The following is a 25,183-nucleotide window of genomic DNA, read 5'->3' as shown; positions in this document are numbered from 1 at the left end:
TATTGCTGGGTGCCTTGACTGTCAATAATATCGCCTGGACGAAGCGAAATATTTCGGCACTATTGTCCAACAATATCCGCAAACGTTATTGCGTCGTAACGTAAACCAGTCGGCCCTCTATAATAATCCGTTCTGCGGCCAACTGGCCTGAAGCCATGTGCAGTGTACAACGCTTCCGCTGCATTGCCTTCCCGCATTTCCAGAAACAGTCTGGTAACCGACATGGCTTTTGCTTCGCTGGTCAGCTGTGCCAACAGACCAGTGGCAATACCTTCGCGGCGGCTGTCCGGATCGACTGCTATCAGCAAAATCTCGCATTCTTCCAAGATGGTACGAACGATCGCAAAGCCGACGAGATCATGATCGCGGTGCGCCACATAGGAGCGGACATGGCGAAGTGACATCATGGAACGAAGCTGGCTCGCATTCCATCCTTCGCCATATTCCGCGGGGAAGGCGCGCTCCACCAAGGCTGCGATATCGGGCAGGCTGGAGATGTCGCCGTCCGAAATTCTGATCATCGCCGGGTCGCCGGCAGTGCTGCGTCAGGTTCGCGGACATATAAAGGTGCCGTCGGCAAAGCGGGGAGATGCGCGATGAGCGGCCAGTACGCCGCGTCCGGGCCGAGCGGGATCGCAGTGCCGTTGCCGCGCCGTTCGATGAATTCCTGCGCCGCATCGCCGGCAATGCACGGTCTGCTGATTGCATGAACCGCATCATCGAACGGAATGGACTGGAGGGGCGTGAGCGCCTGCAGGTCTGCGCCGAACTCTTGCGTGAAATATTCGCCATGTCCACCGATGGCGACGACCGCCACCGCGTCCAGGGCCGGATTTCGGTCCAGCGCCATGGCGGCCACAAGCGGCACGGCGCCATAGCCATGGCATGGCACATCCAGCGCAAAGCCCAGCGCGCGCGCCACGGATACGCCGATCCGCACGCCGGTGAAACTGCCGGGGCCGACATCCACCAGGATGCGATCGATCGCATGCAGCGGCCCCAGTTCGCCGATCATGGGCACCAGCCGCTCTGCATGACCACGGCCGATCACTTCGTGGCGCGCGGCAATGCAAGCCTCCCCATCGAACAGGGCGGCGGAGCAGGCGGCGGTCGCGCTATCGATAACCAGCGTGCGCAAGGTCAGGGGACTATCTTGCCGGTTCAGGCGATGCTGTTGAACCGTTCGAATGCCGGCCGAGGGCTGCGATCGAACAAGCTGTCCCGGTCACCATAGCCAAGCGTGGAAATGAAATTGGCTGTCACATGCGGCGTATCGCCAAAAAATGCGCTGTCCACGCCATCCGCATCGAAGCCGGACATCGGACCTGTATCGAGGCCGAGGGCACGCGCTGCGATGATGAAATAGGCGCCCTGCAGGCTGCTGTTGCGCATGGCGCTTTCCTTGCGCTTTTCCAGATCGCCTTCGAACCAGCTCTTGGCATCCGCATGGGGAAACAAGTCGGGCAGCTGCTCGTGAAAATTCTCGTCCATGCCGATGATCACACTGACAGGGGCAGACCGCACCTTGTCGTCATTGCCGTCGGCGCACTGGGTGGCGAGGCGTTCTTTCGCTTCATCGCTCACGCACCAGATAAGACGGGCAGGCAACTGATTGGCAGACGTCGGCCCCATCTTCATCAGATCCCAGATCGCATGGAGCTGCTGTTCACTGACAGGCTGGTCGGTATAGCCATTATAGGTCCGCGCCTCCCGGAAAATCTGGTCTAGCGCGCTATCGTCGATCGGGACGTTCATTGCTCGGTATTCCCCTGTAGTTTCTTTCAGCCGAAGACCTGGCCGGCGCGGCGGTCAGGCCGCGCGGACTTCGGTCACTTCCGGCACATAATGTTTCAGCAGCTGCTCGATGCCTTGTTTCAACGTGGCCGTGGACGAAGGACAACCGGCACAGGCCCCCTGCATCCGCAGGAACACCACGCCGCGCTGAAACCCGCGATAGATAATGTCTCCACCGTCGTTCGCCACGGCCGGACGTACGCGCGTATCGATCAATTCCTTGATCTGATCGACGATCTCGGCATCCTGCGGATCGTCGAGCGGCAGTTCGTCGCTTTCCTGTGGCACGGCAATGCCGTTGCCGGCAGAGGGGCGGAACAATGGCATGTCCGCTGTGTAGTGATCCAGCAGTACTGCCAAAACCTCGGGCTTCAGGACGATCCAGTCGGTGCCCGGCGCTGCGGTTACAGATATGAAATCGCCGCCAAAGAACACCCCGGTCACGTCGCCGAGCGAAAAGAGCGCTTCGGCCAGCGGAGATGCCTCGGCCTCCTCCGGATCGGCAAAGTCGCGCGTACCGTTTTCCATGACCGTGCGTCCGGGCATGAATTTCAGAGTGGAGGGGTTGGGTGTGGTTTCGGTTTCTATCAGCATGGCTTGCATTTGGCCCCGATTGCCCGATGCTTCAACCCGCGCCAGTACTTCATACGGCAGCTAATTTTTGGAGAGATGGTCGATGTTCGAAGGCAGAACCATTTGGATAACGGGGGCGTCATCCGGAATTGGTGCGGCCATGGCGCGGGCCTTCGGCGAAAAGGGGGCCAGGCTCATTCTGTCCGGACGGCGCGAGGATGCCTTGGCAGACGTGGCCAGCGACCTGCGCAGCGATCAATATTTGCTCCTGCCGTTCGAGGCGACGGATTATGCCATGGTGGGCGACAAGGTAGCGCAGGCGCTTGCCTTCACGGGCGCGATAGACGGGCTTGTGAACAATGCCGGGATATCGCAGCGCTCTTTGGCGCTGGATACGGCTTTTGCGGTGTATCAGCGGATTGTCGATGTTGATCTGCTGGCCCCTATCGCGTTGACCCAGGCGGTGTTGCCGCATCTGATCGCGCAGGAGCGAAGCTGGATCGTCAACATCTCCAGCGTCGCCGGCAAGGTGGGTGTGCCCATGCGCACCGCCTATTGCGCAGCCAAACATGGCCTTGTCGGCTATGGCGATGCGCTCCGGGCCGAATGCGCGATGCACGGCCTGCATGTCCTCACGGTCGCCCCCGGATCTGTCCGCACCAATGTGTCACGCAATGCGTTGAGCGCCGATGGAACGAAGCGCGGGGTCAGCGACAGGGCGATCGATCAGGGGCTTGAGCCAGATGTCGTTGCCGACCGAATTTTGCAGGCGCTCGAACAGGACGAGCGCGAGATCGTGATCGCAGACGGCATGGAGGCAGGCTTGCCCGGCTTGCGGGCCGAAAGCCCGGAGCAGGCGTTTGACCTGATGGCCAGATTGGTGAGCGAGGGGTACGCCAAGCGCATGGACGATCAATAGCGCAACGCTTGTCGGGGGGCCCGCCGCCGCCGCCGGCTTGGTGAAGCGGCACATGTTCACTCGCCAGTAAGGCGCAGCATGTCTACAAGCGCGCCATGAGAACCACGTTGCGCTCCGCCGCGCTCGCCATCCTGTTGTCCTCCTCCTTGATGCCGGTTGCGCTGGTCGCGCAGACGGCCCCGCCGGTCGATCGGACCGCGGAAGCGTCCAAGCAAGCAGGCACCCCCTGGCTTTATGAAAATAGCGAAATCCCCGTCGACACCAGCTGGACGTTCGGCGAGCTCGACAATGGCCTGCGCTATGCCGTGAAACATAACGGCGTGCCGCCCGATCAGGCCTCGATCCGTATCCGGGTGGACGCCGGCTCGCTGCATGAGCGGGACGATGAGCTCGGCTATGCCCATCTGATCGAACATCTGAGTTTCCGCGGATCCACCCATGTGCCCGACGGCGAGAACAAACGCATCTGGCAGCGTTTTGGTGTGCTGTTTGGATCGGACAGCAATGCCAGCACCACGCCCACGCAGACCGTATATCAGCTCGATTTGCCGAATGCGACGCCGTCCGTGCTGAACGAAAGCATGACCATCCTGTCCGGCATGATCAAGGATCCCCGTATCAACGCCCAATCGGTGGGGGCGGAAAAGCAGATCGTACAGGCCGAACTACGCGAAAATGACGGCGCTTCGATGAAACTCGGCGACGCCACGCGGAAGCTGTATTTCCAGGGGCAGAGACTGGCCGATCGCGCGCCGATCGGCACGGTGGCCTCCCTGCAAAAGGCTGCGCCCGGCAAGCTGCAGGCTTTTCACGATCGCTGGTATCGGCCTGAAAACACCGTGGTGGTGATTGCCGGCGATGGCGATCCGGCAACCTATGAGGCGCTGATCAAACAGAATTTCGCGGATTGGAAAGGCAAGGGCAAGGCCGTGCCTGCCCCCAAATTCGGCGATCCGATTGCCGATGGCCGTGCCGCCGAAGTGGTCGTGGAGCCGACATTGCCGTCCACCATCAGCATTGTCACTGCGCGGCCCTGGCGCTTCAAGGAAGACACGATCGCCTATAATCAGGGCTTGATGACCGATCTCATCGCCCGCCTGATCGTCAACCGGCGGCTGGAGGCCAAGGCGCGGGCTGGAGGCAGTTTCTTGCAAGCCTCAGTCAACCGCGACGACATCAGCCGGTCCGCCAATATCACATCCGTTCAGGTGGTGCCGCTCGGCGGTGCCTGGGACAAGGCCTTGGCCGACGTGCGTTCGGTCATCGCAGATGCCACCGGCACAGTGCCATCGCAGGAGGATATCGATCGCGAGCTGGAATTCGTCGGCACGCAGTTCCGCTCCACTCTGGAAAAATACCCCTATGAAAGCGCGGCCAGTCAGGCGGATGACATCGTCAACGCGGTCGATATTCGCGAAAGCATCGCTGCGCCGCAAACCGCGCTCGACATCTTTGAAAGCATGCGCGACAAGATCACGCCCGATCAAATTCTGGCGTCGACCAAGGCGCAATTCGACGGGGTCAATACCCGCATCCTGATGTCCTCGCCTGTACCGGTCGACGGCGGGGAAACGGCATTGGCAGCCGCGCTGGCGGCCCCGGTTACCGCAGATGCCGGCGCGCGGATCACGCAAGGCACGCTCGGCTTCGATGCCTTGCCCGATCTCGGCCCGCCCGGTTTGGTGGTCTCCACCGCGCCGATCCCGCAGCTGGATATGGAGATGCTGAAATTCTCCAATGGCGTCACGGCCTTGCTGCGTCAGACGCCTGCGGAGAGCGATACCGTCCGTGTGCGCGTGCGTTTCGGCAAGGGCTATCAGGCCTTCTCGCCCGATGGCGATGCGCCTGTGTGGTCGGGCGTCGCGGCGCTGGTGGATTCCGGTGTCGGCGATCTGGACCGCGAGGGGCTGGACAAGCTGTCCAACGGCCGCCGCATTGGTCTTGGCTTCGACGTCGATGACGATGCGTTCGAACTGAATGCGGAAACCCGGCCGCAGGATATGGCCGGTCAACTCAAGCTGCTGGCGGCGAAGCTGGCCGACCCGCGCTGGGCGGCAGCGCCGGTGGAGCGCGCCAAGGCTGCGGTCGCCTTGGGTTATCCCAGCTATGAGACCTCGGCATCGTCCGTTCTGCAACGCGATCTGACCTATCTGCTCAGCGGCAAGGATCAGCGGTATCTGGTGCCGGATCCAGCGGCGGCGGCAGCGCTGACGCCGGAAGGCTTTGAACAGACCTGGGCACCGCAGCTTGCGGCCGGACCGATCGAGGTGTTGCTGTTCGGCGATTTCCAGCGAGCCGAAGCCGTGGCCGCGCTGGAGGCAAGCTTTGGCGCGCTGGCGCCACGTCCGGCGGAAGCGCCTGCGCCCGATGGCTTGGTCCGGCGCTTTGCCGAAGCGGGTGAGACCGTGACGGAGACGCATCAGGGGCCAGCCAATCAGGCGGCGGTTGCCATCGCATGGGAGACCGGCGGCGGCGAGGCGCGTGCCACCGAAGGTCGCCAGCTCGATATCCTTGCGGAGCTGTTTCAGGACCGGCTGTTCGAACGCTTTCGCGGTGAGCAGGCCAAGAGCTACAGCCCCTTCGTGTCCAGCAGCTGGCCGACGGGTTTCGACAGCGGCGGTTACCTTGTAGCGGCCAGCCAGGTGGAGCCGGAGAATGTGGAACGCTTCCTGTCGCTGGCGCGCGAGATCGCGGCCGACATAGCGGCCAATCCTGTGGCGGCGGATGAGCTGACGCGCGCGGTAGAACCGATCCGCCAGCTGATCATCCGGGCGAGCTCCGGCAACACCTTTTGGATGGACCAGCTGGAGGGCGCCACGCAGGATCCCGCCAAGATCACCCGGCTGCGCACCCTGCTGAGCGATTACACCAACGTCACGCCGGCGCAGATACAGGCGCTGGCGGCACGTTATCTGAAGCCGGACGGCGGGTTCGTGATGAAGGTGCTGCCCGCCAAATCCTGATGCCATGTGCGGGCGACCGGGTTGGTCAGTCGTCCGCATTCGCGGCCACCACATGGGCGGCATCGCCGTCCCGATCCATGTGCAGCTTGGCCAGCATCTTCTGACCGGCATCGAATGCCGAGCCGACCCAGACCGCCACGCCGCTGTCGCGGATCCGGCCGATCGCTGCCCGCTTGCCAGCCGTCAGCGCGCTGGGTGAGGTGGTACGGATCAATACCGCCTCCACCCGGCCCGGGAAGTTGGTGACGGCATCGGCATAGGCCTCCGCGTCGCCCTGCGTGTCATCGCCGATCAGGATGAAGCGCAGATCCGGGTAGAAACCCAGGATGCGCGTGATGGAGGCGCGCTTGTGGGCGCCATGGCTCTTGCCCCCCAGCGTGCGCAGATTGAGGCTCCAGTCCCGCAGCAGCATCGGCCCGGCGGGCAGCCCCTGCAGATGCATGAAACGCGTCAGGAACCCGTAGAGATTCCATGGGCTGGACGAGACATAGAAGAAGGCCCGCCGCGCCGAGCGTTCGGGCTGCACACCGCCGAGCCGGCTGTAGAAATCGCTCGCCCCGTCCACCGCCTTGCGATCTTCCGGCATCTGCAGGATCAGCCGCCGCCAGTTGCGGGTGAAGCGATGCGCGCCGGTTTCGATCACCGTATCGTCTATGTCCGATATCACTGCGATACGATGGTCCGTACCGGGGGCAAGAATGGCGGCCTCCACCGGTTCGGCATCCGCCAGATCGGGCAGGTCCAGCATTGCATGCTCCCATGCGGTATGCAGCGGCATCGCGCGCGGGGCGGACAGTTGCAGCGTGAAACGCGCAAAGCCTTCATCATCGCTGACGGTTTCGGCCACCAGATCGCCATAGCGCAGCCGCACGCGCACGCCGCTCACCTCATGGCTGGCATAGAGGCGCAGCAGATAGAGAAACTTGGCCGCCTTGGACGGCGCCGCCTTGGAGGGGGCCGCCCTGGGTTCGGGCGGGCGCCGCAGGATACGGGTGGTCAGTTCCACATGCCGCTCATTGCGAAAGCCATGATAGGCAGCGATCGCGATGGGGCGCTTGCGGGCGAAAAGTCGAAGAGGCATCGATAGCGGCTGACATAGGCGGCAACCCTTTTCAAGCGCCGCCGATGCCTGCCCTCAACCAGGCTTGCTACAGCACATATTTGCTCAGATCGGTGTCCTTGGCGATCTCGGCCAGCTGCTGTTCGACATAGGCGGCGTCTATGGTGATGGTGTCGCCCTTGCGATCCTCCGCCTCGAAGCTGATGTCATCGAGCAGCTTTTCCATCATCGTCTGCAGCCGCCGTGCGCCGATATTCTCCACGCTCTCGTTCACCTGCGCGGCGAATTTCGCGACCGCCGCGATCGCGTCGTCATGGAAATCCAGCGTGACCTCTTCGGTGCCGAGCAGCGCGACATATTGGGTCGGCAGATTGGCCTTGGTTTCGGTCAGGATCCGCACGAAATCCTCTTCGGTCAGCGCGCGCAGTTCCACCCTGATCGGCAGGCGGCCCTGCAATTCGGGGAGCATGTCGCTGGGCTTGGACACGTGGAACGCACCGCTGGCGATGAACAGCACATGGTCCGTTTTCATGGGGCCATATTTCGTGGCCACGGTGGTGCCTTCGATCAGCGGCAGCAGATCGCGCTGCACGCCTTCGCGGCTGACGGATGCACCCTGACGCCCCTCGTTCACGGCGATCTTGTCGATCTCGTCCAGGAACACGATGCCATTCTGCTCGGCATCCTGGATAGCGGCGCGCGCGACATCGTCTTGGTCGAGCCGCTTGTCGCTCTCTTCCTCGACGAGCTTGTCCCAGGCATCGGCCACGCGCAGCTTGCGCTTTTTCAACTTCTTCTGCCCGAATGCCTTGCCCATCATATCGCTGAGATCGATCATGCCCATCTGGCCGCCCATGCCGGGCAGCTCCATCGGCGCCGCTGGGCTGTCCTGCAGCTCGATCTCGATCTCGGTATCGTTCATGTGATTGTCGGTGATGCGCTGGCGGAAGCTTTCGCGTGTCGCCTCGCTCGCGCCCTTGCCGGTGAGCGTATCGAGCAGCCGCTCCATCGCCGCCTTGCTGGCGTCTTCGCGCACCGCCTCGCGCCGCCGCTCGCGCTCTAGCCGCACCGCTTCTTCGACCAGATCGCGCGCGATCTGCTCCACATCGCGGCCGACATAGCCGACTTCGGTGAACTTGGTCGCCTCGATCTTGATGAACGGCGCATCGGCCAGCTTGGCCAGGCGGCGGCTGATCTCGGTCTTGCCGCAGCCGGTGGGGCCGATCATCAGGATGTTCTTGGGCGTGACTTCGTCGCGCAGCGTATCGGGCAGGCGCTGGCGGCGCCAGCGGTTGCGCAACGCTACGGCGACGGCACGCTTTGCCTCCTTCTGGCCGACGATATGCTCGTCCAGCGCGGCAACGATGGCTTTGGGGGTAAGGGCGTCGGTCATGAGCGTTCCCATTGTTCAGAGGAGGCCAGGTTCACACAGGTCACACTGTCCAGAGCGCGAAACATGCAGAGGGCGAAAAAAGGAATTTGGAGCGGCAGGTTGCGGGATGAAGCGGCGTGCGGGCATGGTGCAATAGATAACCCAATTGGTTCATGTAGGACAGGGCCGATGGGCCATTGATGCTGCCCTGGACGGCGGCGTTAAAGGCATCTCTGCGGGACCTCCGTCCAGACGGGCCAATGCGTCTAAAAACGTCAGACCGACGCCTCAGTCGCTGGCCGCCTCCAGCGTTTCCATGGTCACATTTTCGTTGGTGTAAACGCACACGCCAGCGGCAATCTTCATGGCCTTCTTGGCCAACAGCTCGGCGTCATTTTCATAATCGACCAGCGCCAGCGCGGCAGACAGCGCGAAATTGCCACCCGATCCGATGGCTGCGATGCCGTCATTGGGCTCCAGCACATCGCCATTGCCGGTAAGGATCAGCGTTACATCCTTGTCCGCCACCACCATCATGGCTTCCAGATTGCGCAGATATTTGTCGGTGCGCCAGTCCTTGGCCAGTTCGACCGCGGCGCGCATCAGCTGGCCGTTATGGCGCTCCAGCTTGGCCTCCAGCCGTTCGAACAGCGTAAAGGCATCCGCCGTGGCCCCGGCAAAGCCGCCGATCACGCTGCCATCGTGTAGCGTACGCACCTTGCGGGCATTGGCCTTGATCACCGTCTGGCCGAGCGAGACCTGACCGTCGCCGATCACCACCACCTTGCCGTTTTTGCGCACGGACAGGATGGTGGTGCCGTGCCAGCTGGGAAGTTTTTCCGTCATGGGCGGCATATGGGGGGCGGGGGCGGGGGAGACAAGGCTGCGGTCCTGCAGGCGGCGCTTCTCCGGCCCTGGGGATGGGGCGGGGCGGTTACCGCCCGATGCTGGTATAGTCGAATCCGGCCTTGGCCACATCGTCCGGCTGATAGACATTGCGCAGATCGATCAGGGCCTTGCCGGCCATGATATCGGCCATCTTGGTCAGATCGAGCGCGCGGAACGCATCCCACTCGGTCATCATCACCAGCGCATGGGCGCCTTCGGCTGCGGCATAGGGGCCATCGGCCATCAGCACGTCCGGCAACAGCTTCGCCGCCTCCTCCATGCCTTCGGGATCATAGGCGGACACGGTGGCCCCGGCATCGGTCAGCGCCTGCACCACCGCAATCGACGGGGCATCGCGCATGTCGTCCGTATTGGGCTTGAACGTCAGGCCCAGTATGGCGACCTTCTTGCCGCGCGCATCGCCGCCCAGCGCGCCGATCACCTTGCGGCCCATGGCGCGCTTGCGCAGATCATTGGCGTTCACCACCGCCTCGACGATTCGGACCGGGCTTTCATGGTCCTGCGCGGTCTTGAGCAGCGCCAGCGTATCCTTGGGGAAGCAGCTGCCGCCATAGCCGGGGCCGGCGTTCAGGAATTTGGGGCCGATCCGCTTGTCCAGACCGATGCCGCGCGCGACGTCCTGCACATTGCCGCCCACCTTTTCGCACAGATCGGCCATTTCGTTGATGAAGGTGATCTTGGTCGCGAGAAACGCATTGGCGGCATATTTGATCAGTTCCGACGTGCGGCGGCTGGTGAACAATATCGGCGATTCATTGAGATAGAGAGGCCGGTAGATTTCGCGCAGGACATCCTGCGCCCATTCATCCTCGCTGCCGACCACGATCCGATCGGGCCGCTTGAAATCATCGATGGCCGCGCCTTCGCGCAGGAACTCCGGGTTCGACACGACGGCCAGCGTCTTGGCCGGCGCGGTCTCCCGGCAGATGCGCTCCACCTCGTCCCCGGTGCCCACGGGCACGGTGGACTTGGTGACGATGACCGTATGATCGTCGGCGGCCTCAGCAATTTCCTGGGCGGCGGCATAGACATAGCTCAGATCGGCATGCCCATCGCCGCGCCGCGACGGCGTGCCGACGGCGATGAAGATCGCATCGGCGCCCGACACCGCCTCGTTCAGATCGGTGGTGAAGCTGAGCACCCCGCGCGCGACATTGTTGCGGACCAGCGTATCCAGGCCGGGCTCGAAGATTGGCATGATGTTGGCCTTGAGCGCGTCGATCTTGGCCGCGTCCTTGTCCACGCAGACGACGTCATGGCCAAAATCGGCAAAACACGCCCCCGATACCAGGCCCACATAGCCCGATCCGATCATGACGATCTTCATTACCTGTCCCTTTTCTACCGCGGATCAGCCGCTCCAGTTGCGGCACTGCCCAATGCCCATAGGGAAACGGGCTTTCAAATCAACTAATCCGTGCGGGCCGCGTCATGCGCACGGGCGGCATCGACCACGGCGCGCATATCCTGGCTGGACCCGCGTTTCATGATCACCACCTCGCCGCCGCTGACGATCACGATGAGATTGTCCACCCCGTGCAGATGCACGCGCATGCCCTCGGTGCGGACCATCACATTTTTGCTTTGATTGGACAGAACCTCGCCATGCAGCACCGATCCATCGGGATCGGCCAGGCTGGTCTCGGCCAGCGCATCCCAGCTGCCGATATCGGACCAGCCACAATCTAGCGAGATGACGGCGACATTGTCCGCGCGCTCCATCACGGCATAGTCGACCGACACGGAAGGCGAGGCGGCAAAGGCCTGCGCATCGGGCGCGCGGCGGACGCCATCGCTCTTGCCATGCGCATGGGCCTGCCGCGCGGCGGCGGCGATGTCCGGTTCGAACTTTCCCAGGGCCGCGAGATAATAGTCGGCGCGCATCAGGAAGATGCCGGCATTCCAGACGAAACCGCCTTGCGCCAGCATGTCCTGCGCACGGGCCAGCTCGGGCTTTTCCACGAATTTGAGCGCTGCCGCCAGGCCGCTATCGCCCAGCGGGATATCGTTCATCTGGATATAGCCATAGCCGGTTTCCGGCCCTTTGGGACGGATGCCGAACGTCACCATCCACCCATCGCGCGCGACCGGCACGGCCTGCGACACGGCGGTAAGAAATTCGGCGGAGTCGGCGATCACATGGTCGCTCGGCATCACCAGCAGCAGTGCATCGCCGCCGCCCGCTTCCAGGGCCGCCAGGGCAATGGCCGGGGCGGTGTTGCGGGCGTAAGGCTCCAGGATGATCGCCGCAGGCTGCAGTCCAAGATCGGCCAGTTGCTCTTCGATCATATCGGCATGGCGGCCATTGCCGACAATGATCGGTGCGGCAAAGCGTGCCGCGTCACGGCAACGCTCTGCCGTCAGCTGGAACATGGTCTTGTCGCCGGTAAGCGCCAGAAATTGCTTCGGTCGCTCGTCAGTCGAAAGGGGCCACAGGCGCGTGCCGGAACCGCCGGACAAAATCACGGGATGAATGATCATGCGCTTTCCCAGGCAACCAGCATGCGCGCGTCGGGCGATGCGTGGATGTCGTGCAGGTTCTCGGTGTAAAAGCAATCGCCGAAGCCACCGGCATCCTTGCCGATGCGCACCGACCCTTGGAGCGGCACCACCCATAGCGGCGCGCGATCGGACACATCATCGAGGCCGGCGCCGCACAGTTGCAGAACGAATTTCGGCCCGCGCACCAGCCGCTGGTCGGTCGCCCGATCGATATGGCTGTGCTGATCGGCAGGGAAGGGCCTGGCATCGGCAACCTTCACGCTCTCCTCCAGATGCAGTTCCCGGGGGCGGCCATAGTCATAGAGCCGATAGGTGATGTCCGTGTTCTGCTGTACCTCGATCAGCGATATGCCGGCCCCGATCGCGTGAACCGTCCCGGCCTTGAGATAGAAGAAATCGCCGGCCTGCACCGGCTTCCAGTCCATCATCTGCTCGATCTCGCCAGACAGCGCGGCCGCGCGCAACGCCTCGGGCGGGATGACCGCATGCGTGCCAACGCCGATCGTGGCGCCAGGCTCGGCGGCGATGACATACCAGCATTCTTCCTTGCCGCCGGGCGCGCCCAGAGCTGGTGCCTGCTCGTCGCTCGGATGGACCTGGATCGAGAGCTTTTCGCTGGTGAAGAGATATTTGACCAGCAGCGGAAGGGTTGTGCCATCGTCATCGAACCAGATCTCGCCGATCTGCCGTCCGCTGCCATCGTCAAAGGCGTCCGGCAATGGCCTCTGGCCCCACGGTTTTTCGACATAATGCCGTCGCAATTTCATTATGAGATCCGATTTTCGAAGGAACACCCCCATAACGTCTGAAGGCAGCCTAAGTCCATTCCTGCCAAGAGACGGCCAGCCTTAGGTCCTTTTCTCGGCCAGCTTGCGTTCCCAGGCCATGGCGTCGGCGACGATGAGGTCGATATCGTCGCGTTGCGGAGTCCAGCGGAGCGTGTCCAGAATGGCGCTGTTGTCGGCCACCAGGGCGGCCGGATCGCCCGCGCGCCGGCCTTCGATCCGCCGCTCGATCGGGGCATTGGTGATACGGTCCACCGCGTCCAGAACCTCGCTGACCGAAAAGCCGCGGCCATAGCCGCAATTGAGGATGTAGGAGCGGGCCGGGTCTTCCACCAGCTTGTCCAGCGCCGCCACATGGGCCGCGGCCAGGTCCGACACATGGATATAATCGCGCACGCCGGTTCCGTCCGCCGTGTCGAAATCGGTGCCGAAAATGGCGACATGATCGCGCTTCCCGGTGGCCGCCTCGACGGCCACTTTTATCAGGTGCGTGGCCCCGTCGGTCGATTGCCCCGACCGCCCCTCCGGGTCTGCTCCGGCGACGTTGAAATAGCGCAGGGCCGCATGGTTCATCGGGTGGGCGGCGGAAATATCCTGCAGCATCTGCTCGGTCATCAGTTTGGACCGGCCATAGGGGTTGATCGGAACGGTCGGCGCGCTTTCCTGGACGGGAATGGCTTCCGGCTCTCCATAAGTCGCCGCGGTGGAGGAGAAGATGAAATGTCTGACCCCGCCGACCACCGCGCTTTCGATCAGGGCCCGGCTCGCGGCGGTGTTGTTGCGATAATATTTGAGCGGATCCGTTACCGATTCCGGCACCACGACGGAGCCTGCAAAATGCAGGATCGCGCCGATATTGTGATCCGCGATAATCCGCGCGGTCAGCGCCATGTCCTCGACGGACCCTTCCACGAACGACGCGCGGTCATCGATGGCCCAGGAAAATCCGGTCACAAGATTGTCCAGCACGACCACGTCCCAGCCAGCGTCCAGCAGCGCCAGCACGCTATGGCTGCCGATATAGCCTGCGCCGCCTGTCACCAGCACGGAAAACGCCTTGCTCATCCTACAGCCCCTTATAGTCGCGATACCATTGCACGAAGGCCGGAATGCCTTCGGCGATGGGTGTGGTTGGTGCATAGCCGAAATCGCGCGCCGTGGCATCGATATCGGCAAAGGTCGCGGGAACATCGCCCGGCTGCATGGGCAGCAGAATCTTCTCGGCCGTGCACCCGCAGGCCTGTTCGATCAGGGAGACCATGGTCGCCAGCTGCTCCGGCCGGTTGTTGCCGATATTGTAAATGGCGTGCGGTGCGATGCTGCCCCCCGGCTTGCCGCGCCCATCGTCGGACGGTGGGCGAGCGAGAATATCGATCACGCTTTGCGCCACGTCATCGATATAGGTGAAGTCGCGGCGCATATCGCCGTGATTGTAAAGTTCGATCGGGCGGCCGGACAGGATCGCCGCCGTGAACTTCCAGATCGCCATGTCGGGTCGGCCCCAAGGGCCATAGACCGTGAAGAAGCGCAGCCCGGTTTGCGGAATGCGGTACAGATGCGCATAGGTTTCGCTCATCAATTCGTCCGCCTTCTTGGTGGCGGCATAGAGCGAAATCGGGTGATCGACACGGTCATCGACCGCAGAGGGCTGCTTGGGGCGGGCACCATAGACCGATGAAGAGCTGGCATAGACCAGATGCTCGACCTGCCGCGCGCGCGCCAGTTCCAGAATGTTGAGATGCCCGGCAAGATTGGCGCGCATATAGGCGCGCGGATGATCGATCGAATAGCGCACGCCCGCCTGCGCACCCAGATGCACGATCGCGCGGATATCCTGCCCATCGAGCGCACTCTCCAGCGCCTCATCGTCCGCGAAATCCAGATGGTGAAACGTAAAATCGCCGCCAACGGCATGCAGCCAGGCCAGGCGATCCCGTTTCAGCTGAGGATCGTAATAGTCGTTGAGCGCGTCGATCCCGATCACCGATCGACCGGACGATAGCAGCCGATGGGCGACATGGGCGCCGATGAAACCTGCCGCTCCGGTCACGAGAATCTTCACGATAGGGTCCTTCGTCGGCGCGGTCGGCCGATCAGCTGGCGAGCCGCAGGCGGTGTGGCTTGTCCGGTTGTGCAGGCTGATCCGGCCATATGCCCCTAGTGTCATAAACAATTTTGTCGGCCCGCTCATCCAGCGGGATCGACTTGAACAGATCGTGATCGACCAGCACGATGAATGTCTCGCATGCGTCGATCGCCGAGTCGAGATCTATCAGCCGGGCATTCGTTCCGTCAAATGCCGCGGGCAGGGCATTGGCATAGGGCTCGACCACATGGATGCGGTCTCCGTGCCGCTGGGCGAGGGCGGCGGCAATCTTGAGCGCGGGGCTTTCACGGAAATCGTCGATATTCGCCTTGAAGGCCAGCCCAAGGCAAGCCACCGGTCCGCTGGTCTTGGCGATCAGCCCTTCGGCGCGTTCGATGACATGGCCGATCTTGCCGTCATTCACCGACCGCGCGGCGCGGATCAGCGGCGTTTCGTCGGGTGCGCTATGAACGATGAACCACGGATCCACGGCAATGCAATGGCCGCCGACGCCCGGACCCGGCGACAATATGTTTACGCGCGGATGACGGTTCGCAAGCCGGATCACTTCCCAGACATCGAGCCCGAGACGGTCGCTGATGATCGACAGTTCATTGGCGAAGGCGATGTTCACGTCGCGATAGGCATTCTCCGTGAGCTTGGTCATCTCCGCGGCGCGGGCGCTGCTGGTGATGCATTCTCCGCGCACGAACCGACGATAGAAGCTCAGCGCCTTGCGGGCGCAGCGCGGCGTAATGCCGCCGATCACCCGGTCATTATTGGTCAGTTCCTCGAGGATGCGACCGGGCAGCACGCGCTCGGGACAATAGGCAATGGCAATATCGGCGGGGCCGTCCTGCAGCCCCGGCAAGATCAGATCCGGACGCTCCTTCGCAATCAGATCGCGTAGCTTTTCCGTCGTGCCGACTGGCGAGGTGGATTCCAGAATGATGCAATCGCCCGACTTCAGCCTTGGCGCGACGGCGCGCGCGGCATCGAGCACGAAGCGGATGTCGGGCGCATGCTCGTCGTCGAACGGGGTGGGTACGGCGATCACGAAGACATCCGCCTGTGGCACATCCATCGATGCGCGCAGGAGCCCGCGGGACACCACGCCCTGGACCAGCCCTTCCAGATCGATCTCCTCGATGTGGATACGCCCTTCGTTGATCGTATCCACGACCGCCGATTCGACGTCCACGCCGACCACATGGCTGCCGGACCGCGCGATGACGGCCGCCGTAGGCAATCCGATATAGCCAAGGCCGATGACGGCGACGGCCGGTTTGTTGTCCGCTTGCATGCGCGCTCCCATGAAATGCGGGTCAATTACCCGGCATCGATCGCAAGATGTATCGCCGATGCGTGTAAAGAAACCACAAAGATGCCGTCAGAGGCTGCCGTGATTTCGGCGACATCGCAAGGCCGCAGGGACGCGGCCGATCTGTTCGAGTAACCGGAAACCGGGCAAAAAAAAGGGCGGTCTGAAACCGCCCTTTTCCTTGGATTTTCGCAGTAGCTCAGGGGCTAACTGGGCTGTCGTCATCGCTGTCAGCGGCGATGATGATGCCACCGATCACGGCTGCAGCAGCCAGGATCGCGATGATGATGCCGGGGCCGCCAGCGAGTTCGCTGTCATCACCCTGAAGGGCTGCGGTGCGCTGCACCGAAGCGGTCGAAACATTGGCAGCCTGCGCGAGGGCAGGCGTACCGGCGAGCGAAACGATCGCCGCTGCCGAAAGAATTTTTGCGAAACGCATGTAATAAGCTCCTGTACTTCAACTTTATGGACCAGACTTCGCATTGCCATGGCTGGCCCGTGACGGCAACCTCTATTTAGATGAGTTGACCTTAAGGAAAGGTGAGCGACCCGATAACAAGGTCGCCGTGACTAGTTGGCAACAGATTTGCCGGCGAGAGATGCCGTGATGACCGTCCGGATACGGCCGGCGGCGGCCCCGTCCCCGAACGGGTTGGAGGCGCGCGCCACGGCCAGATACGCCGCCTCATCCTTGAGCAAGGCATGGGTCTCGGCAAGGATCTTCGCCCGGTCGGTTCCGACCAGCCGGGCTGTTCCGGCGTCGATACCTTCCGGCCGCTCGGTCGTTTCCCGCATGACCAGCACCGGCTTGCCGAAGGCCGGGGCCTCTTCTTGCAGGCCGCCGCTATCGGTCAGCACGAGGTAGCTGTGCCACAGCAGCCAGGTGAAACTGGGATAATCCAGCGGCTCGACCAGCGACACCGATTCGATCGAGGCAAGCCGCTCCTCCACGAATGGGCGCACATTCGGATTGAGGTGCATCGGCAGAATGCACGCCACATCGGGCAGCTGCGCCAGTTCGGTCACGGCATCCAGAATATGGTCCAGTCCGGCGCCGAAATTCTCACGCCGGTGGGTGGTGATGAGGATAATTCGCTTGCCGGCGTGCCTGTCGAGCACCGGCTGAATCGCCTGCACCAGGTCCGGCTCTGCGGCCACTCTGGCATGCGTCAGATGCAGGGCATCGATCACGCTGTTGCCGGTCACATATATGCTGGCCGGATCGACCGCTTCGTTGCGCAGGGCCTGCGCAGCGGTTTCGGTCGGCGCGAAATGCATGTCGGCGATCGCTCCGACCATCTTGCGATTCACTTCCTCGGGCCATGGATGATAGATATTGTAGCTGCGCAGCCCCGCCTCGACATGCGCCACGGGAATCTGGCGGTAATAGGCCGCCAGCGCTCCGCACATCGCCGTGGCGGTATCGCCTTGCACCACCACCCGGTCGGGCTTTTCCGAATCGAGCACCGAACCGATCCCGGTGACCAGCCGTGCGGTCAGCGCGTCCAGGGTCTGGCCCGGTTGCATGACGGCCAGATCGTGATCGGGCACGATATCGGCCATGGCCAGCACCTGGTCCAGCATCTCGCGATGCTGGCCGGTGGCGATCACCGTCACGCGCAGGCCGGCCTCCTCGCGCAGGGCGGCGATGACCGGGAACAGCTTGATCGCCTCGGGCCGCGTGCCGAGGATGACCGCCACATGGCCGCCGGCCTGTTCTTCCCGTTCCATGTCCGTCATGCCCATTATCCGCTGCTTCAACCGGTTCGACCTGCCTTCTAGCGATCAACCATGAAGAGACAGTATCTTGCCCGGATTGAGAATACCGAGCGGATCGAGCGCGCGCTTGATGGCGCCGAGCGCGTTCATCCTTCCCGGATCGGTCAGCCGCGCCAGCTCATCCAGCTTGGCCTGGCCGATGCCATGTTCGGCGGAAATCGATCCGCCATAGCTATCGACGATATCATAGACCTTATGGCCGATCGTCCGGCCGTCGCCTGCGTACCAGGCTTCGGCGTCCACATCCTGCGGCGCGCGCACGTGGAAATGCACATTGCCATCTCCCAGATGGCCAAAGGCTATGGCGTGGGTGCCGGGATAGGCCTGTTCGATCTGCGCCGCCGCATCGACGATGAAATCGGGCATGGCACCCACCGGCACGCTGACATCATGCTGCAGGGCCGGGCCGAGGGCGCGCTCCGCTTCGGAAATCGAATCGCGGATGCGCCAGAAATCGTCCGCCTGCGCTTCGCTGCCCGACAGCGCGGCGTCCTGCGCCAGCCCCTGTTCCATCGCGTCTGCGAGCAGCTGCTCCGCGAGGGCACGGGGGTCGGTCTGTCCGGGGCGATCCTGCACCCATTCGGCCAGTACATGCCAGCGGTGCGATCCGGCCAGCGGCAGGCGTGCGCCGGGCAGATGCGCGGCCGTGGCCCTGGCCGTATCGTCGGGGATGATTTCGAAGCCTTCCAGCTGATCCGGCGCCTTGTCCTGCAGAAACTGCAGCAACCGATAGGCCGCATGGGGACTGTCCAGCCCGATCCAAGCGACGCAGCGATCGATCAGCGCGGGCACGGTCTTCAGCACCGCGCGCGTGACGATGCCCAGGGTGCCTTCCGCCCCGATCAGCAGTTGCTGCAGATCATAGCCGCGATTGTCCTTCTTCAGCGCAGCAGTGCCATCGATGACCGATCCGTCCGCCATCACCGCTTCCAGCCCGGCGACCAGCGCGCGCATGGTGCCGTGGCGAAGCACCTGTGTGCCCCCGGCATTGGTGGAGACCAGGCCGCCGACGGTGGCCGAGCCCTTGCCGCCGAGGGTCAGTGGAAAGCGGCGGCCGCGCGCGGCGAGCGCTTCGTGCAAAGTCTGCAGGATCACACCGGCTTCGCAGACCGCCAGCCCCTCGTCGATCCGGTCCATGCCGATCGCGTCCATGCGGCGCAGCGACAGGAGCACCGCCTTACCCGTGTCGTCCGGCGTGGCGCCGGCAACCATACCGCTATTGCCGCCCTGCGGCACGATGGGGATGCGATGCGCCGCGCAGATCTGCACGATCTGCACGACCTGCTGCGTGGATGCGGGCGACACCATCGCCATGGCGCGGCCATGATAGCGCCCGCGCCAATCGGTCAGCCAGGGAGCCATGTCCGCCGCATCCTCGGTATAGCCGCGCGGGCCGAGCAGTGTGGAGAGTTTCTCTCTGACATCGTCCATCATGGGGCTGACTATATCGTGCCATGCGCAAGATGCGAGCGTGGAGACGGGCCATCGCGCCCATCTGTCCGCACGGTAGGCACTTGCCAGCACGGACGCTTCGGATAGAACGGCCGGCGAGGGGATATAGAGTGGCCGCTGACGATCAAGTTGAAGTGAACGCCGCGCTTGCGCGTGCGCTGGGAAGACTGGCGGGTGGGGACCGCGACGCCTTGCATTCGATCTATGAAAACAGCCGCGCCCGCTTGTTCGGCATCTGTTACAGGGTGTGCAACGATCCCAGCGCCGCAGAAGACGTGCTGCAGGATGTCTATATCAAGGTTGCGCTGACGGCGCGCTATTTTGATGCGGCGCGTGGATCGGCGCTGGCCTGGCTGTCGACCATCGCCAGAAACAGCGCAATCGACTGGCATCGTGGGCAAAAACGGGCCGGCCGCGTGTTCGACCCGAGCGACGATGGGGATGCGCAGGCGCGTGGCCTGAAGGACGATTATTGGGACCATCTCGAGCTGCGAAGAGAAATTCTCGGCTGCATGGAGACGTTGACCGGCGACCAACGTAAGGCAATCGAGGACAGTTTCTTTCTCGGCCTGACATATGCAGAATTGGCGGGCCGGGAAGACAAGCCTCTGGGAACGGTGAAAAGCTGGATCAGGCGTGGTCTGAAGCGGCTAAAGGAGTGCTTGGAAGATGAAGGCGCCGATGGAACGCGATGAACGCATGCTTTTGGCGGCCGAGCTGGTGCTTGGCCTGCTGGACGATGGCGAGCGCGCGCACGCGCTCGAACTGCTGGCACAGGACCCCGATTTTGCGGAACAGGTGCGTCGGTGGGAAGCGCATCTGGCACCGCTATTTGCCGGATTCGCACCGCGCGAACCATCGCGCGACCTCTATCCCGACATTCGCGCACGGCTGAACCGGATCGATGCCGTCCGCACGGATCGGTTCGGCGCCGCCACCACAGACAGCACTGCCGCTCGCGCGCCAGCCGCTGCCAATGAAAATGATGCGCAGGGCGTAGCGCCGGGCTGGCGCTGGGCCGCGCTCGGATCGAGCGCCGCCGCCGCCGTGCTGGCCGCTTTTCTGGTTCTCGGCCCGTCGCTCAGCGGCGGGGCAGGGGCACCCCAGACTAATGAGGTGGCCCCCAATGCGGTCGCGCAAAATGAGCAGCAGGCGCCACAGGGCCAGCCCGCCGTGGCGCCGCGCATGGTGGTGGCCCAGCTTTCGGGCGATGAGGGCACCCCGCAATATGTGGCCAGCATTCGCCAGGGCGACCCGGTGCTGCGCATCCGGCTCTCCGGCGATCTTCGTGAGGCGCCGGGCACCGTGCCCGTGCTCTGGGTGATCGCAGGCGATAATCCGCCCGAAGCGATCAGCACCTTCGGCGCGGATCAGACGCAGACGGTCGACCGCATCGCCCTGAAGCAGGCGTTGATCGATCTGATCGACAGCGGGGCCACGCTGGCTGTCACGTTCGAACCGGCGGACGCCAAGACCTATGATGCGCCGACGACGCCGATCGTAGCCAAGGGCACCGTGTCAGAGATCTGACCCGTGTCTGACGCCTGACTGCGTGAGACCTGGCCGCGGCAAAAACGGCCAGCGCAGACCCCTGCTGTTTGTTTCAGCTGCTTATTTCGATCGGGCTGCGTCCAAGCCGCTAAGCTTTCCGTAAGGTTAATAGAAACTGGGCGCAGGCACGGGGAAATCCCCTTGTCCGTGTATAAAGATGCTGGATCCGGCAGCCACGCTGCCGGCTATTATTCCCATTTTTCTAATAAAATCAGAGTGATAATGAAACTTTTTCGCGTTTTATCAGTCTGATGCACAGCTGTTGTCCGTGCGGCAGCGGCCGGGAATAACGGAAGAGGGAACATCACATGACATATAATAAAACTTCAGCTCGCCTTGCGCTGCTGATCGCGACAAGCGCCAGCGCCATTGCCCTGGCATCGCCGGCACAGGCGCAAAATGAGTGTATATTGGATACCAATAATAACGGTGTTCTGGACGCGGGCGACACCGATGCCGGCGCGGACGCCACGGGCGCAGCCAGCCTGGCCTGCGGCCCCAATGCGACAGCCGCTTCCGAAAATTCGACCGCCGTGGGCAATGGTGCGAGCGCCGATGGCGTCGACGCGCTGGCCGTGGGCGACAGCGCCAATGCCACCGGCAATTCCACCACCGCCATTGGCGGTGAAAGCATCGCAACCGGCCCAGGCGCCAGCGCGCTCGGTTGGCAGACCGCCGCTGGAGAGCGCTCCACCGCCGTTGGCCATCTGGCCACGGCCACCGGCGTGCGTTCGGTTGCGCTTGGCGAAAATGCCGATGCGCAGGGGAATAACGCCACCGCGATCGGTAACGAGTCCATCGCAAATGGCATCGACGCCTTGGCGATCGGTGACACCGCACAGGCCACTGGCAATTCGACGACCGCCGTTGGCGGCGAGAGCGTTGCCACCGGTCCCGGCTCGACGGCTCTCGGCTGGCAGACGGCTTCGGGCGAGCGTTCCACCGCCGTCGGCCATCTCGCCACGGCGACTGGCGTGCGTTCGGTAGCGATCGGTGAGAATGCCGATGCGCAGGGCGATAACGCCACCGCCATCGGCAACGAATCCATTGCAAATGGCATCGACGCCTTGGCCATCGGCGATACGGCGGTTGCCGCCGGCAATTCGACGACGGCCCTGGGCGGTGAAAGCGTGGCATCGACGCCGGGTGCCACTGCACTTGGCTGGCAGTCCAGTGCCACTGGCGCAATGGCAACAGCCGTTGGCCACCAGACGACCGCGTCCGGTGATCAGAACTTTGCCGCAGCCGAAGATGCTGTTGCGTCAGGCAATAATGCCATTGCCATCGGCAACACGGCTGTTGCCAGCGGCGGTGATGCAGTGGCCATCGGCGGAAACCGCGATGGCGCCATGAACGGAGGCCGCGCAACGCAGGCCACCGGCGCATCGTCGACCGCGGTCGGCGGACAGGCGCTTGCTACCGCGACCGCCGCGACAGCGTTTGGCTGGCGATCGGAAGCCAGCGCGGAGCGGGCCACCGCGCTTGGCCATCTCGCCACCGCCACCGGCGTGCGTTCGGTTGCGATCGGTGAGGCGGCGTCCGCCACGCAGATGCAGGCGATTGCCATTGGCGATCTTGCCTCCGCTGCTGCGGCCAACTCCATCGCGCTGGGTGCCAGCTCGGTCGCCAACCGTGCCAACACGCTGTCGATCGGTGCCGCAGGGGCCGAGCGCCAGATCACCAACGTAGCCGCTGGCACGCAGAGCACGGACGCGGTGAATGTCGCCCAGCTCGGGGCCGCGCTTGTGGGCGTCGCCGGGGGCAGCGCCTATACGAATGTCAACAGCACCGGCGCCACGCCGACCGCTACCGGCGCGGAATCCATCGCGATCGGCGGCAACGCTGCGGCCACCAACACCAACGCCGTGGCCATCGGCGCGCGCGCTTCGTCCACGGGCGTCGATTCGGTTGCGCTGGGTGCGGACTCGCTGGCCATGGGCAACTCGACCACCGCTATTGGCGGCCAGAGTGTGGCCACGACGCCGGGCGCAACGGCGCTTGGCTGGCAGGCTGAAGCAACCGGGGCGATGGCCACGGCGGTTGGCCACCAGACCGTGGCGTCGGGTGCCCAGAGCTTTGCCGGTGCGGAAGATGCCGTGGCATCGGGCAGCAATGCCATCGCCATCGGCAACACGGCGCTGGCCAGCGGCGGAGACGCGGTGGCCATTGGCGGAAACCGCGATGGTGGTACCAATGGCGGCCGCGCAACGCAGGCGACCGGCGCATCCTCCACGGCGGTGGGTGGCCAAGCGCTGGCGACGGCAACCGCCGGCACCGCTTATGGCTGGCGGGCCGAAGCGACGGCGGAACGCGCCACGGCCCTGGGCCATCTGGCCAATGCCAGCGGCGTACGGTCGCTGGCAGCAGGTGAAGCTGCCCTTGCCTCTGGCTCCGGATCGATCGCGCTGGGCAACCAAGCGGTGGCTTCGGGCACCAACTCCGTTGCCATTGGTAACGGCGCGCGGGCGACCAATGACGGTCAGGTCGTCGTGGCCGGGCTGGGCACCAGCGGGCAGTATCAGACCGGCACGATCTCGGTCGTGACGGCTGATGGCACCGGCACACTCGGCACCACCACCAACATCGCTACGGGTACGGCGGTGGCGGCCAATACGGCGGCAATCTCGGCCAACACCAGTTCGATCGCAGGGCTGCAGGGCGATGTGACCAGTCTGTACAGCCTGTCCGAAACGAACCGTCAGGACATCCGGCGGGCCAATGAAGGCGTTGCGATTGCGCTGGCGATGGAATCGCCTGCGCTGCTGCCGGGCACCAACTTCGCCCTGTCGGGCGGCGTCGGTTATTTCTCCGATCGTGCAGCGGCGGCCACGGCTGTCACGGCCCGCGTGGGTGAAAACGCCTCGGTCTCGGCCGGTCTCGGTGTTGGGTTCGACAGCGGGGAAGTGGGCGCGCGCGGCGGCTTCCAGGTCGCTTTCTAAGCCATCTGTATCGCGTAAATGAGCGGGTGGCCGGGGCTATATGCTTCGGCCACCCTTTTCATGTCGGGATCGGATAGCGGCGGTTCGCGTGTTTGGATGATGCCGGCCTGACGACCGCCGGACTTATGTTGCCGGGCCGGACGCCGGCATGTCGGCAATGGTCCGCAGGATGGTGTCCGCTGCTTCCTTGCGGCAGATGAGCAGATCCGGCAGCGACACGTCTTCGCGATTATAGCGCAGCGCACGCCCGTCGATACGCGAGCAGTGCAGACCGGCGGCGGCGGCTACGGCCACAGGAGCGGCATTGTCCCACTCATACTGTCCGCCCGAATGCAGATAGATATCGGCGGTGCCGCGCACGACCGCCATGGCCTTGGCCCCGGCAGAGCCCATCGGGATCAGCGCGGCGCCCAGTGCTTCGGCAACGTGCAATGCTTCGGCGGCGGGCCGGGTGCGGCTCACAACCATGCGGGGTGGATCGGCGGCGGCGGGAAGGCTGGCCGGCGGATCGCTGCGCAAAATTAAGTCCTCCGCCGGCAGTCCGACCGCGCCCAGGCTGGCGATGCCATCGGTGGTAAGGCCGATATGGACGGCCCAGTCGGCGCGCCCTTCGCCATATTCGCGGGTGCCATCCACCGGATCGATGATCCACACGCGCGATTTGGACAGGCGGGCGGGGGTGTCCTTCGTTTCTTCGGACAGCACGCCGTCGTCCGGGCGATGCGTCGCCAGTTCGGCCATCAACCAGGCATTGGCTCTGGCATCGCCTTGCCTGCCCAGCTCCTTGCCGGAAAAGCTGCCGCTGTCGCGCAGATCGAGCAGCAACCGGCCAGCGCCCTCGGCCAGATGGACGGCCAGCTCGATATCGTTCATTCCGTCATACTCCCGCCATGGGCATTGTCCGTTACCGGGCGCAGGCTGGAGGGCGGCGCGGCGGCTGGGCCGCTATCCTTGGGCAGACCCCATGCGAAGGACGACCACAGGCGCTCGTGAAAATAATAGAGCAGGATCTTGGTCACCACCTCGGTCGACGCAATCGCCCCGGCGGCGGCCGGATTGCCGGTGAACAGCCAGCTCAGTAAAAAGGTATCGATGCTGCCGAGCATCCGCCAGCTGATGGCCTTGGCGATCGACCGGCTATGCTTTTCCTTGCCGTTGAATAGAAACACACGCAGCCC

The 25,183-nt window shown here is 63.7% G+C and carries 23 protein-coding genes; 5 read left to right on the top strand and 18 right to left on the bottom strand.

The features are described from left to right. Nucleotides 1-59: 59 nt before the first annotated feature. The 4 genes from rimI to G410_RS0109655 are packed head-to-tail and all read right to left on the bottom strand — an operon-like array spanning nt 60 to nt 2,388. Nucleotides 60-521, bottom strand: coding sequence for a ribosomal protein S18-alanine N-acetyltransferase (gene rimI / locus G410_RS0109670; RefSeq protein WP_022673454.1), 462 nt, complete (start codon nt 519-521; stop codon nt 60-62). Then, a complete protein-coding gene (tsaB, locus tag G410_RS0109665; RefSeq protein WP_022673453.1) occupies nt 518-1,138 on the bottom strand; it encodes a tRNA (adenosine(37)-N6)-threonylcarbamoyltransferase complex dimerization subunit type 1 TsaB in 621 nt (206 codons plus the stop codon). Before tsaB ends, rimI begins: the two co-directional genes overlap by 4 nt. A gap of 23 nt (nt 1,139-1,161) precedes the next feature. Then, nucleotides 1,162-1,755: a malonic semialdehyde reductase gene (locus G410_RS0109660; RefSeq protein ID WP_022673452.1), complete on the bottom strand. Its 594-nt coding sequence runs from the start codon at nt 1,753-1,755 to the stop codon at nt 1,162-1,164. A 54-nt stretch (nt 1,756-1,809) separates the two neighbouring features. After that, nucleotides 1,810-2,388, bottom strand: a complete 579-nt coding sequence (locus tag G410_RS0109655; protein WP_028971314.1) for a NifU family protein — start codon at nt 2,386-2,388, stop codon at nt 1,810-1,812. A gap of 82 nt (nt 2,389-2,470) precedes the next feature. Here G410_RS0109655 and G410_RS0109650 point away from each other — a divergent pair, with 82 nt between their 5' ends. Both G410_RS0109650 and G410_RS0109645 read left to right on the top strand, forming a co-directional pair. Beyond that, the gene (locus G410_RS0109650; RefSeq protein WP_022673450.1) at nt 2,471-3,286 is read left to right on the top strand and encodes an SDR family NAD(P)-dependent oxidoreductase; all 816 of its coding nucleotides are present in this window, start codon (nt 2,471-2,473) and stop codon (nt 3,284-3,286) included. A gap of 95 nt (nt 3,287-3,381) precedes the next feature. Further along, complete coding sequence (locus G410_RS0109645; RefSeq protein ID WP_022673449.1) at nt 3,382-6,249, top strand: M16 family metallopeptidase; 2,868 nt, start codon at nt 3,382-3,384, stop codon at nt 6,247-6,249. A gap of 25 nt (nt 6,250-6,274) precedes the next feature. On the opposite strand, the gene G410_RS16285 is transcribed toward G410_RS0109645, so the two are convergent. The 12 genes from G410_RS16285 to G410_RS0109585 all read right to left on the bottom strand — a co-directional run bounded on the left by G410_RS16285 (nt 6,275) and on the right by G410_RS0109585 (nt 19,497). Continuing rightward, on the bottom strand, nt 6,275-7,330 hold the full coding sequence (locus G410_RS16285) for a phosphatase domain-containing protein (protein WP_022673448.1): 1,056 nt from the start codon (nt 7,328-7,330) through the stop codon (nt 6,275-6,277). A gap of 67 nt (nt 7,331-7,397) precedes the next feature. Continuing rightward, nucleotides 7,398-8,702: an ATP-dependent protease ATPase subunit HslU gene (hslU, locus tag G410_RS0109635; protein WP_022673447.1), complete on the bottom strand. Its 1,305-nt coding sequence runs from the start codon at nt 8,700-8,702 to the stop codon at nt 7,398-7,400. 267 nt (nt 8,703-8,969) lie between these two features. After that, the gene (hslV, locus tag G410_RS0109630) at nt 8,970-9,527 is read right to left on the bottom strand and encodes an ATP-dependent protease subunit HslV (RefSeq protein ID WP_028971312.1); all 558 of its coding nucleotides are present in this window, start codon (nt 9,525-9,527) and stop codon (nt 8,970-8,972) included. 88 nt (nt 9,528-9,615) lie between these two features. Continuing rightward, nucleotides 9,616-10,917 carry a UDP-glucose dehydrogenase family protein gene (locus tag G410_RS0109625; RefSeq protein ID WP_022673445.1) on the bottom strand — a complete coding sequence of 434 codons (1,302 nt, stop codon included), beginning with the start codon at nt 10,915-10,917 and terminating at the stop codon, nt 9,616-9,618. An 83-nt stretch (nt 10,918-11,000) separates the two neighbouring features. Beyond that, the gene (locus G410_RS0109620) at nt 11,001-12,071 is read right to left on the bottom strand and encodes a mannose-1-phosphate guanylyltransferase/mannose-6-phosphate isomerase (protein WP_022673444.1); all 1,071 of its coding nucleotides are present in this window, start codon (nt 12,069-12,071) and stop codon (nt 11,001-11,003) included. Then, nucleotides 12,068-12,859, bottom strand: a complete 792-nt coding sequence (locus tag G410_RS0109615; protein WP_022673443.1) for a class I mannose-6-phosphate isomerase — start codon at nt 12,857-12,859, stop codon at nt 12,068-12,070. Before G410_RS0109615 ends, G410_RS0109620 begins: the two co-directional genes overlap by 4 nt. Before the next feature lie 81 nt (nt 12,860-12,940). Beyond that, nucleotides 12,941-13,942: a UDP-glucose 4-epimerase GalE gene (gene galE / locus G410_RS0109610; protein WP_022673442.1), complete on the bottom strand. Its 1,002-nt coding sequence runs from the start codon at nt 13,940-13,942 to the stop codon at nt 12,941-12,943. 1 nt (nt 13,943) lies between these two features. Beyond that, nucleotides 13,944-14,939, bottom strand: a complete 996-nt coding sequence (locus G410_RS0109605) for an NAD-dependent epimerase/dehydratase family protein (RefSeq protein ID WP_022673441.1) — start codon at nt 14,937-14,939, stop codon at nt 13,944-13,946. A 31-nt stretch (nt 14,940-14,970) separates the two neighbouring features. Further along, on the bottom strand, nt 14,971-16,266 hold the full coding sequence (gene wecC, locus G410_RS0109600) for a UDP-N-acetyl-D-mannosamine dehydrogenase (protein WP_022673440.1): 1,296 nt from the start codon (nt 16,264-16,266) through the stop codon (nt 14,971-14,973). A 217-nt stretch (nt 16,267-16,483) separates the two neighbouring features. Further along, on the bottom strand, nt 16,484-16,723 hold the full coding sequence (locus G410_RS0109595; RefSeq protein ID WP_022673439.1) for a hypothetical protein: 240 nt from the start codon (nt 16,721-16,723) through the stop codon (nt 16,484-16,486). 131 nt (nt 16,724-16,854) lie between these two features. Further along, on the bottom strand, nt 16,855-18,024 hold the full coding sequence (gene wecB / locus G410_RS0109590; RefSeq protein WP_022673438.1) for a non-hydrolyzing UDP-N-acetylglucosamine 2-epimerase: 1,170 nt from the start codon (nt 18,022-18,024) through the stop codon (nt 16,855-16,857). A 45-nt stretch (nt 18,025-18,069) separates the two neighbouring features. Further along, nucleotides 18,070-19,497: an FAD-binding oxidoreductase gene (locus G410_RS0109585; protein WP_022673437.1), complete on the bottom strand. Its 1,428-nt coding sequence runs from the start codon at nt 19,495-19,497 to the stop codon at nt 18,070-18,072. A gap of 20 nt (nt 19,498-19,517) precedes the next feature. Between G410_RS0109585 and G410_RS0109580 the strand changes: the two genes are divergently transcribed. From G410_RS0109580 to G410_RS0109570, 3 genes are all read left to right on the top strand, one after another. Further along, the gene (locus G410_RS0109580; RefSeq protein ID WP_245559334.1) at nt 19,518-20,210 is read left to right on the top strand and encodes a sigma-70 family RNA polymerase sigma factor; all 693 of its coding nucleotides are present in this window, start codon (nt 19,518-19,520) and stop codon (nt 20,208-20,210) included. After that, nucleotides 20,185-21,045 carry an anti-sigma factor gene (locus tag G410_RS0109575; RefSeq protein ID WP_022673435.1) on the top strand — a complete coding sequence of 287 codons (861 nt, stop codon included), beginning with the start codon at nt 20,185-20,187 and terminating at the stop codon, nt 21,043-21,045. Before G410_RS0109580 ends, G410_RS0109575 begins: the two co-directional genes overlap by 26 nt. A 329-nt stretch (nt 21,046-21,374) precedes the next feature. Continuing rightward, the gene (locus G410_RS0109570) at nt 21,375-24,005 is read left to right on the top strand and encodes a YadA-like family protein (protein WP_022673434.1); all 2,631 of its coding nucleotides are present in this window, start codon (nt 21,375-21,377) and stop codon (nt 24,003-24,005) included. A gap of 123 nt (nt 24,006-24,128) precedes the next feature. Here the strand turns inward: G410_RS0109570 and G410_RS0109565 are convergent, their stop codons facing one another. Beyond that, nucleotides 24,129-24,878, bottom strand: coding sequence for a 3'(2'),5'-bisphosphate nucleotidase CysQ (locus G410_RS0109565; RefSeq protein ID WP_022673433.1), 750 nt, complete (start codon nt 24,876-24,878; stop codon nt 24,129-24,131). Beyond that, on the bottom strand, nt 24,875-25,174 hold the full coding sequence (locus G410_RS16280) for a DUF2061 domain-containing protein (protein WP_022673432.1): 300 nt from the start codon (nt 25,172-25,174) through the stop codon (nt 24,875-24,877). Before G410_RS16280 ends, G410_RS0109565 begins: the two co-directional genes overlap by 4 nt. Nucleotides 25,175-25,183: the final 9 nt, after the last annotated feature.

It is taken from the genome of Novosphingopyxis baekryungensis DSM 16222, assembly GCF_000420305.1.
GTDB lineage: Bacteria > Pseudomonadota > Alphaproteobacteria > Sphingomonadales > Sphingomonadaceae > Novosphingopyxis > Novosphingopyxis baekryungensis.
This window is presented reverse-complemented; position numbering and strand designations above follow the sequence as displayed.

What these genes read in the sequence shown, in the direction of transcription:
- galE (WP_022673442.1), bottom strand. Translation starts at nt 13,942, where the DNA reads ATGAGCAAGGCGTTTTCCGTGCTGGTGACAGGCGGCGCAGGCTATATC.
- wecC (WP_022673440.1), bottom strand. Translation starts at nt 16,266, where the DNA reads ATGCAAGCGGACAACAAACCGGCCGTCGCCGTCATCGGCCTTGGCTAT.
- hslU (WP_022673447.1), bottom strand. Translation starts at nt 8,702, where the DNA reads ATGACCGACGCCCTTACCCCCAAAGCCATCGTTGCCGCGCTGGACGAG.
- G410_RS16285 (WP_022673448.1), bottom strand. Translation starts at nt 7,330, where the DNA reads ATGCCTCTTCGACTTTTCGCCCGCAAGCGCCCCATCGCGATCGCTGCC.
- G410_RS0109650 (WP_022673450.1), top strand. Translation starts at nt 2,471, where the DNA reads ATGTTCGAAGGCAGAACCATTTGGATAACGGGGGCGTCATCCGGAATT.
- G410_RS0109645 (WP_022673449.1), top strand. Translation starts at nt 3,382, where the DNA reads ATGAGAACCACGTTGCGCTCCGCCGCGCTCGCCATCCTGTTGTCCTCC.
- rimI (WP_022673454.1), bottom strand. Translation starts at nt 521, where the DNA reads ATGATCAGAATTTCGGACGGCGACATCTCCAGCCTGCCCGATATCGCA.
- G410_RS0109575 (WP_022673435.1), top strand. Translation starts at nt 20,185, where the DNA reads ATGAAGGCGCCGATGGAACGCGATGAACGCATGCTTTTGGCGGCCGAG.
- hslV (WP_028971312.1), bottom strand. Translation starts at nt 9,527, where the DNA reads ATGACGGAAAAACTTCCCAGCTGGCACGGCACCACCATCCTGTCCGTG.
- G410_RS0109580 (WP_245559334.1), top strand. Translation starts at nt 19,518, where the DNA reads ATGCGCAAGATGCGAGCGTGGAGACGGGCCATCGCGCCCATCTGTCCG.
- G410_RS0109585 (WP_022673437.1), bottom strand. Translation starts at nt 19,497, where the DNA reads ATGATGGACGATGTCAGAGAGAAACTCTCCACACTGCTCGGCCCGCGC.
- G410_RS0109595 (WP_022673439.1), bottom strand. Translation starts at nt 16,723, where the DNA reads ATGCGTTTCGCAAAAATTCTTTCGGCAGCGGCGATCGTTTCGCTCGCC.
- G410_RS0109625 (WP_022673445.1), bottom strand. Translation starts at nt 10,917, where the DNA reads ATGAAGATCGTCATGATCGGATCGGGCTATGTGGGCCTGGTATCGGGG.
- G410_RS0109565 (WP_022673433.1), bottom strand. Translation starts at nt 24,878, where the DNA reads ATGAACGATATCGAGCTGGCCGTCCATCTGGCCGAGGGCGCTGGCCGG.
- wecB (WP_022673438.1), bottom strand. Translation starts at nt 18,024, where the DNA reads ATGACGGACATGGAACGGGAAGAACAGGCCGGCGGCCATGTGGCGGTC.
- G410_RS0109660 (WP_022673452.1), bottom strand. Translation starts at nt 1,755, where the DNA reads ATGAACGTCCCGATCGACGATAGCGCGCTAGACCAGATTTTCCGGGAG.
- G410_RS0109615 (WP_022673443.1), bottom strand. Translation starts at nt 12,859, where the DNA reads ATGAAATTGCGACGGCATTATGTCGAAAAACCGTGGGGCCAGAGGCCA.
- G410_RS0109620 (WP_022673444.1), bottom strand. Translation starts at nt 12,071, where the DNA reads ATGATCATTCATCCCGTGATTTTGTCCGGCGGTTCCGGCACGCGCCTG.
- G410_RS0109655 (WP_028971314.1), bottom strand. Translation starts at nt 2,388, where the DNA reads ATGCTGATAGAAACCGAAACCACACCCAACCCCTCCACTCTGAAATTC.
- G410_RS0109570 (WP_022673434.1), top strand. Translation starts at nt 21,375, where the DNA reads ATGACATATAATAAAACTTCAGCTCGCCTTGCGCTGCTGATCGCGACA.